Annotated in this window: 7 protein-coding genes and 1 pseudogene; 4 read left to right on the top strand and 4 right to left on the bottom strand. The window is 60.8% G+C overall.

The window, feature by feature from the left end; genetic code table 11:
• Positions 1–377 precede the first annotated feature (377 nt).
• A pseudogene (locus tag E3O50_RS19120) lies at positions 378–575 on the bottom strand (tyrosine-type recombinase/integrase); the annotation flags it as partial.
• Between the two features lie 376 nt (positions 576–951).
• Here E3O50_RS19120 and E3O50_RS09200 point away from each other — a divergent pair.
• A complete protein-coding gene (locus E3O50_RS09200) occupies positions 952–1,731 on the top strand; it encodes an alpha/beta fold hydrolase (protein ID WP_241975473.1) in 780 nt (259 codons plus the stop codon).
• Positions 1,732–2,457: 726 nt separating this feature from the next.
• Entirely contained in the window at positions 2,458–3,600 is a 1,143-nt protein-coding gene (locus E3O50_RS09190) for a glutathione-independent formaldehyde dehydrogenase (RefSeq protein ID WP_134560335.1), read from the top strand.
• A 262-nt stretch (positions 3,601–3,862) separates the two neighbouring features.
• On the opposite strand, the gene E3O50_RS09180 is transcribed toward E3O50_RS09190, so the two are convergent.
• The 3 genes from E3O50_RS09180 to E3O50_RS19820 form a co-directional block, all read right to left on the bottom strand.
• Entirely contained in the window at positions 3,863–4,315 is a 453-nt protein-coding gene (locus E3O50_RS09180) for a TetR/AcrR family transcriptional regulator C-terminal domain-containing protein (RefSeq protein WP_134560331.1), read from the bottom strand.
• A gap of 197 nt (positions 4,316–4,512) precedes the next feature.
• Entirely contained in the window at positions 4,513–6,015 is a 1,503-nt protein-coding gene (locus E3O50_RS09175; protein WP_241975472.1) for an IS1182 family transposase, read from the bottom strand.
• Positions 6,016–6,136: 121 nt separating this feature from the next.
• The gene (locus tag E3O50_RS19820) at positions 6,137–6,271 is read right to left on the bottom strand and encodes a hypothetical protein (protein ID WP_277870861.1); all 135 of its coding nucleotides are present in this window, start codon (positions 6,269–6,271) and stop codon (positions 6,137–6,139) included.
• A gap of 55 nt (positions 6,272–6,326) precedes the next feature.
• Between E3O50_RS19820 and E3O50_RS09170 the strand changes: the two genes are divergently transcribed.
• Both E3O50_RS09170 and E3O50_RS09165 read left to right on the top strand, forming a co-directional pair.
• Positions 6,327–7,103, top strand: coding sequence for a GAF and ANTAR domain-containing protein (locus E3O50_RS09170; RefSeq protein ID WP_134560329.1), 777 nt, complete (start codon positions 6,327–6,329; stop codon positions 7,101–7,103).
• Positions 7,104–7,129: 26 nt separating this feature from the next.
• Entirely contained in the window at positions 7,130–7,891 is a 762-nt protein-coding gene (locus E3O50_RS09165; protein ID WP_134560327.1) for a GAF and ANTAR domain-containing protein, read from the top strand.
• The last annotated feature ends 125 nt before the right edge of the window (positions 7,892–8,016 follow it).

The raw sequence follows: 8,016 nt of genomic DNA, 5'->3' as shown, positions 1-8,016 counted from the left end.
CGGCGACCAAAAACCATCTAACTGTCACCGATGTCCTGACACAGGAAGTGTTACCGATGTCCTGATACAGAACTGTCACCCATGTCCCGATACATCACACTGCGAAACGGAGGCCAGCCTCTGCCCACATTTTGCCCACATCTGAAAGAAATCACCCTGATTCTGGGCGTGTCCAAGTGACCTAAAATCGTTGAAATTACGCGGAAGTTGGGCCTTGGTCGGGCTGCCGCTGGGGCCCGATTAGATTTCAAATCCCACCGTCTCCGCACTGTAAGGCCCCCGCGATCCGCGTAATCACGCGGAAGTCCGGGGGTCTTTTTCATGGGCCGGGTGGGTTTGCCCACAATTGCTGGGAATGCGGCGTGGTTGAGGCCCACCGCAACGGCGTCTAAATCGTCATCGAAGAGGTCGGCATTGACGTCCAGGGTCATCGCCGCGGATGCATGACCGAGCATCCGCTGCACCGCCTTCACGTTCGCTCCCGACGCGATCGCGAGGGACGCTGCGGTGTGCCGGAGGTCGTGCAGGGTCATCGCGGGACGGTCGGAGGCGACGAGGGCGGTCTTGAACCACGACCTCGAGCCACTGCTCACGCGTGTTTGTTCGCCACCGAAACGCACGTGCAGGTCGAAGCGACCTGGGGCATCTACCAGCGCAAAATCAACGCCTACCGAGACGAGGACCGGATCTACATCGCCCGCTCACGCCTGGAAACCGGAGGATTCAGGCTTCACACACCCTTAATTATGAAGAGCCGGTTACATCCTGGAATTCAGGGACCCCGACAACGTGGCGCTGGAACTCTTCGCCCCTCCCTGAGGCGTGTTCGCCCTGAGATGTGTTTGATCCAAGACTTGTTGAATGTGCTGCCTGACGGCGCATCGCCGTGCGGTCGGGCCTCTGGCCAGATAACCTCTGGCCAGTATGTTGCACTGCCCCTACAGTGAAGTCATGTTGCACTCAACCCGGCAAGGCTCCGGTAAGCCACTCCTCCTGATCCATGGGCTCGGTTCCAGTCTCGGTAACTGGAACCCGGTAATCCCGGCGCTGGCCGCTGAACGCGATGTCATCGCCGTCGACCTCCCCGGTTGCGGCGAATCCGCGCCGCTGACCGGCGAAACCACCATTGCCACGCTGACCGATTCCGTCGAAGCCTTTATCCGCGACGCGGAACTGGGTGACCTTGATCTGGTAGGCAGCTCCATGGGCGCCCGGATGGTAATGGAAATGGCACGCCGCGGGCACGCTGGCACCACGGTCGCACTGGACCCTGGTGGATTCTGGAATGACCGCCAGGCAGCGATCTTTGGTGCAAGCATCAAGGCATCCGTCGCACTGGTGCGCCGCATCCAACCGGCGCTCCCTTTCCTCACGGGCAACCCTGTGGGCCGTACGGCCCTGATGGCACAGTTCTCCGCCCACCCCTGGAAGCTGCCACAGGATCTGGTCCTGCACGAGCTTCGCGGGTTCAAGACATCGACCAGCCTGGACCCGTCCCTCAACGCGCTGATTCACGGACCCCGCCAGGAAGGCGCACCGGCCGGTTCACTCAAGGGCAAAGTGGTCATTGGATGGGGTCGGAAGGACAAGGTCACCGCTCCCAGTGAGGCGGCGCGGGCCACGGAGCTGTTCCCGGATGCGACGCTGCACTGGTTTGAAAACTGCGGTCACTTCCCGCACTGGGACCAACCAACGGAAGCGGCGCGCCTGATTCTCGATAGCACCGGCTGAGTTGCGGCTGAGCACCCGGGCGGAGCCACCTACGGCTGAGTTGGCTTCAGAAAGGTGAAACCGGCGACGGCTGGAGATGATGCCCCAGTCTCGGGAGGCATCGACGTCGCCGGTTCCGAACTGGGGAACCGGCTCTACCTGGACCGCGACCGCTAAGGCATGTCTCCCAATGATGGGCTGTTCATCGGCAGGATGGAGGAATGAGCGCTCGTTACGCCGTGCTGTCGGATGCCCAGTGGAAGCAGATTGCCCCGTTGATACCTGAATCGGCGGGGAAGTTGGGCCGTCCGTTCAAGGATCACCGTCTTGTGACGGAGGGGATCATCTACCGGTCCAAGAGAGGTCGGGCATGACAGGGATCTGGATGCGGCGCTCCGCTCTCGCAGCTCTCGACGCCGCTTGGTTGGCGCTGGCACCCGGGTTCGGTCAGATCAACGGACCCGTGACGGGTATCGCCCGACAAGGACCGGTCCACATCCTGTGACGTCGTCTGCTCTGTGGTGAAGGACACTTCTGGCGAGTCGAGTTCTCCTGATCAGGCCAACGCACTGCCGGCCAAACAGTACGAGAGGGAAACTGGCAGGTCCAGTGCGATCGTGATAGACCCAAGTTATGCATACTTTCCGCGCAGCCTGAGGCTGTCCGGACATTCATCCTTAGCACATCTCCGAAGGTGAAGACGGACCGTCCGTCTTCACGGTCCTAAAATTCAGGGAGTGAAGAGAAATGAAAGCAGTTGTCTATAAAGGTCCCAACTCGGTCAGTGTTGAGGACGTTCCGGATGCCAAGATCGAACGTCCCACGGACGTTCTGGTACGCATTACGGCGACAAATATTTGCGGTTCAGATTTGCACATGTACGAGGGACGCACCGATTTCGAAGTTGGACGCACGTTTGGTCACGAGAACATGGGCGAGGTCATCGAGGTCGGTAACGGCGTCGATAAGGTAAAGGTCGGCGAACTCGTCGTGCTGCCATTCAATATCTCCTGCGGCTTCTGTAAAAATTGCGAGCGCGGATTCACCAACTATTGCATGACCACCCAACCGGACCCGGTCGGCGCGGGCGCTGCATACGGCTTCGCTGGCATGGGTCCCTATCCCGGCGGCCAGGCCCAAATGCTGCGCGTGCCCTACGGCGACAACAACTGCCTGCGCCTGGGTGAGGACGCGATAGAAAAGCAAAACGATTACGTGATGCTGTCGGACATCTTCCCGACGGGCTATCACGCTACCGAGATGGCCGGCGTGATCCCCGGCGACACGGTGGTGATCTACGGTGCGGGTCCGGTCGGCCTCATGGCCGCCCTGTCTACGACGATCAAGGGTGCGAGCAAAGTCTGGGTTGTGGACCGACGCCCAGACAGGCTGGCCCTCGCTGAGCAGATCGGTGCAATCGCCGTTGATGATTCGAAGACGGATCCGGTTCAGTTCGTGCTGGACCAGACCAAGGGTATCGGCGCGGATCGGGGTTGTGAATGCGTCGGCTATCAGGCCCACGACCCTCAGGGCACCGAAGATCCCGCCATGACTTTGAATCGGCTGATTCAGTCCGTGCGCATCACCGGGGGCATCGGTGTTGTCGGCGTCTTCCTGCCGGCCGATCCTGGAGGCTTCGACGAGAACGCCAAGCAAGGCAAGCTTGCTATTGACTACGGCCTACAGTGGCTCAAGGGCCAGAGCATGGGCAGCGGCCAATGCCCAGTAAAGAAATACAATCGGCAATTGCGCGACCTGATTGCAGTGGGCAAGGCCAAGCCATCATGGATTGTTTCCCACGAGGTTCCCCTCAGCAAAGCCGCGGACGCCTACAAGAATTTCAACGACCGCACCAATGGTTGGACCAAGGTAATCCTCAAGCCCCAGTAGGCCGACATCACGAGCTCGTCGCGGCGCGGTCACCGCCCCACTCGAACGTTGAGGCGGTGAATTCGACGTCTTCCAGTGAGGCTTTCGGATTTATACGACAAGGTTGCATCGACGATACGAACCGCCTGGTCTATTACGTCACGGACGACCACATCGTCATTCTGCAAGTCCGCGAACACTACTGACCCGAGGTCCACGGTTCCCGTAGGGGGTTCCGCTTGCGGGCGTACGTTCCTGTGTCGGCGGGTGGCGCGGCGTGGAGTCAGCGTGAGGGAGCGTCGCCGAGTACGGCGTATCCGGACAGGAAAAGCTCGACTGCTGACGCGGTGGTTGTGGCGGTGTCGTGATCTGCGATGTGAGTGAGGAGCAGGGCGTTCAGTGCTGCTCCGACGGTCAGCCAGGTGGATTGATCCGCTGCCACTCGCGCATCGACGATCCTGAGCCGGCCTTGGCGGTCGAGCGCGCGAAATGCGTCGGCGAGGGCATCGATGTTTCGCTCCCAACTGTCCGCAAGGTAGAGGGCGGCGACAGCGGGATGCCGTGCGGCCTCGCTCGTGATCAGTCGTCGCATTCCGAGCACGTCCGGACTGAGCACGCCGGCCCGGATCGTGACTGCCAGGTCAAAAAGGTCGGCACTGATGTCCTTGCCGTCTACCAGTTGCGCCAACGCCGGGCGCATCGCGCCGCGACCGGCCGCGGCCCAATCGCCGACCACAGCAGCGAAGAGCGCAGCCTATTGGGCCTTGATGCCAAGGAATGCCTCCGATGTCGTCGGGTTGGGTTGGGGCGTTGCTGACGCGATCGTCGTGGGGCTCTGATCCGTTCGTGTGCCGAGCGAAAATAGGGCCACGGCCGCTTTGATGGCGCAAGGCAGGATCGCTGCCGCCCGTCAGGGCGGTCTCACCCTGATCTTTAGGTTGCCCGGCGGCCTCTCCAGGCATTTTGCGTGGCGAGGAGGGTCCTGGTTTGCAGGGTGTGGAGTTTCATCAGGTTATGGCAGGCAGCGATCAAGTCCCACTCGTGCGCTGCTTGTTCCAACCCGCGCAGCAACAGGAATTTTCCTTGCCGGGTGTGGATTTGACCGAACACGGGCTCCACGATCGCTTTGCGCCGCGCGTAGACGGCGCGGCCTTTCTTCGTCTTCAACTTCCGGGCCATGCGTTCCCGGAGCGTCGCATCGGCGGGGATCCGGCCCCGAGGAACCTCGGGAACACGTTCGCCATGCTTGACCCGGCCGGTCGCGACGAAGAACTCGGTCCCGCCGTCGCTGTCCGTCTCAACGGTCTTGGCGTAGTCCAGATTCGCGGCTGAACAATACCCGGCATCAGCGAGGACCTGCCCCGGCAGAACGCCCGTCATGACATGGAGTTTCTCGACCATCGGCACGACCTGTTTAACATCCACGCCGACATTCGTCAGCGTCGTCGCGACGATCACTTGATGATCCGCATCCACGATGGCCTGCGTGTTGTAGGCGTAGTGGAAGGACCCGTCAGCGGTCTTCATGATCCGCGCGTCCGGGTCGGTGAAGTTGCGTTGAGCCTTCGGGTTCACGACCGCGTTCTTGGCCGCGTCCTCACCCTTCGCCGTGACAGCAGCGTCATCATCGCCCTTATCCCGGGCTTTCTTCTCCGCGTTTTTCCGCGCCCGGGCGGCCGCGTCGACTTCTAACGCGGCGCGCGCTTCGGCCAGTTTCACCAGGCGTGATTCCCGCCTGGCGAGCTCGGGCGGGAGTTCGTCGCCGCGTTTGTCTTTCCCGAACCGGGCATCCTCGGCCTCATCGATCGCGTCCGCATCAGCCAGGAGAGCGGAGACCTCGTCGGCGAGGACTTTCTGCTTCTCCGTCAACCGGGCGTAGCTCATCGCCTTCCGCCGGGACGCGTTCGCACGCACCTTCGTGCCATCCAACGCGACCTGCCCCAGCGACACCATCCCGGCCGCACGACACAGTTCCAACGCTTGCAAGAACACGTTCCCCAGGCTCGCGAGGTGACGTTTCCGGAACCGGGCAATCGAGCGAAAGTCCGGGGCCTGCTGCGCGGCCAACCACCGGAACGCGACGACGTCCACGCACACGCGTTCCAGCTCCCGCGATGAGCGCACCCCGACGCAATACCCGTAAAGCAGGACACGCATCATCAGGCGCGGGTCATACGGCGGCTGGCCCTTCAACTTAGCATACGACGCATAAAACTTCGACAGGTCCAGCTGGGTTTCGACGATATCCGCAATGAACCCAGAGAGATGATTCTGCGGCAACCACTCATCCAGCGACGGTGGCACCAACATCACCGCGGCCGGCTCGAACGCCCGGAACCGCTTATTCGCCCCGCCGCCACCGTCGACACCATCCGCAATGACCGGGTCGACGTACTCAAGATCAGTTGCAGGGAACAGACCATCCGAATCGCTCATACCCAATTTTCCCAGACCCAAACTCCCAGCCCAGGAAATCCACCGGCGTTTTAAACTCCGCCACTACTGACCCACGCTCCTAGACGAAAAAGCAGGCCACCGATCCCCGGAACTCTCTATATCACCAACAGTCACCGGCCCCGTCACGGTCACGTCGGCAGCTGGTGACCTCCCAGCCGACGCGGCGGATCCGCGGGGCGAAATGCGTGACGGTGTTCGGCTGGGCGACGGTGTCCTTGAGGATCGCTGAGTCCACGCCTGATCTTTCCGACCTGCCTCTGTGCGCCGTTTCTGCGACGTGGAGTAGCCTGATGCCACTGTCCCAGACCGGGCAGGTGATCTGTGAGGGAGGACGCAATGACTGGGTGCTGGAGACTTTGGACCTCGCGCCTCGACGTGCGGACGACGTGATGCACGACAGCAATAGCGATTTCGTGATTGTTGAACCCACGGATTTGTGCTCACCGTTCATAGACGAGCTTGATGTCACCGGTGTGTCGATTGCCGTTTTCGGTCCCAGGGGCGGTCAATCCACCCTCTGCTCCAGTGATGCGGTCGCCGCGCGTATCGATGAATTGCAGTTCGACCTGGGCGAAGGCCCTCAGTGGGCCACACTCAGAACCGGTACCCCGACACTCGTACCGGATGTTCTCACAGGCACCCATGATTCCTGGCCGATTTTTGCCGCTTCGATTGGGTCACTCGACGTAGGCGCACTCTTCGCGTTCCCTTTACTTATGGGAGCAGTTACTATCGGCACCGTCGGGTTATACCGGCGAACTGCCGGCGCCTTGAGCCCGCGGCACATGGAGATCGCAGTGACCCTAGCGTCGGCCTTAGCGGATGTTGCCGTGCACCACGCTATCGCGGGTGCAGACGCTGAGGGCGCTGGAGAGTCGATGTTGACCCCGGCGATGAGACGCGAAGTTCATCAGGCAACAGGGATGATTCTTGTGCAACTGGATACCACTGCGACCATCGCCTATTCGCGCCTGCAGGCCTACGCTTTTGCCAACGGACGAAGCGTTCAGGACGTCGCCCGTGACGTCGTCAGCAGGCATGTGAGTTTCAGATCTCTCCCCGAATAGTTCCACTACCAAGAAAGGAGCAAGCCATGGCTGACTTCACGCGCGAGGCGAAGCTAAATAGGGCCTTCGTTAAACTTGCCGACACCCTCACGGACGATTTCGACGTCGTAGATCTTCTCCAAACCCTTGTGGAGCAATGTTCGGAAATTCTCGACACCCAGGCTGCAGGTCTCATGCTCCTCGATGGGACGGGCGAGCTTCAGCTAGTGGCATCGACCAGTGAAGAAACGACTCTCATAGAGGTGATGCAACTAAACGCGGGCGCCGGATCATGTGTCGAGTGCTTCACGACCGGGAAATCGGTCACGGTTGGCGATATCGAGCGTTCCGGGGATCGGTGGCCCGCCTTCCGTCATGAGGCCATCCGACAGGGGTTCAAATCCGTGCACGCGACGCCCATGCGTCTCCGAGGCCAAGTACTGGGGGCCTTGAACCTGTTCAGCATCCACGTGGGTGAGTTGGTCGCCGCCGATGTCGCTGTTGCGCAGGCTATGGCCGACATTGCCACCATCGGGCTACTGCAAGAGCGAGGAAGCAGAGAGAAAAGTCTTGTCGCGGCGCAGTTGCAACGAGCTCTTAATTCCCGAATTCTGATTGAGCAAGCCAAGGGCGTTGTCTCGGAAAGCGCTGAGCTGCCCATGACCATGGATGAAGCATTCGCGGCTCTGCGGAAATATGCGCGCGACCACAATCTCACACTCACCACCGTGGCCACCGCAGTAATCGACCGCAGCATCGTTTTGAGAGACCGCGTCGGGGCGAAAGGTGAAGCCAGCTCACGCGCCTGAATCGGGGCCGGCAAAATGGTTGTGTCCTGTTATGTCTCAGGACATCGGTGACAGTTCTGCATCAATAGATCGGTGACCATTCGGCCGTGTTTGATGGTGACACTTCTCCCTGATTCACATTTGAG

It is taken from the genome of Cryobacterium sp. MDB1-18-1 (assembly GCF_004402735.1).
Lineage (GTDB): Bacteria > Actinomycetota > Actinomycetes > Actinomycetales > Microbacteriaceae > Cryobacterium > Cryobacterium glucosi.
The sequence above is the reverse complement of the archived record's forward strand: the minus strand, read 5'-3'. Positions and strand labels throughout refer to the sequence as shown.

Coding starts and splice junctions, on each gene's coding strand:
- E3O50_RS09200 (WP_241975473.1), top strand. CDS start 952: ATGTTGCACTCAACCCGGCAAGGCTCCGGTAAGCCACTCCTCCTGATC.
- E3O50_RS09190 (WP_134560335.1), top strand. CDS start 2,458: ATGAAAGCAGTTGTCTATAAAGGTCCCAACTCGGTCAGTGTTGAGGAC.
- E3O50_RS09175 (WP_241975472.1), bottom strand. CDS start 6,015: ATGAGCGATTCGGATGGTCTGTTCCCTGCAACTGATCTTGAGTACGTC.
- E3O50_RS09170 (WP_134560329.1), top strand. CDS start 6,327: ATGCCACTGTCCCAGACCGGGCAGGTGATCTGTGAGGGAGGACGCAAT.
- E3O50_RS09165 (WP_134560327.1), top strand. CDS start 7,130: ATGGCTGACTTCACGCGCGAGGCGAAGCTAAATAGGGCCTTCGTTAAA.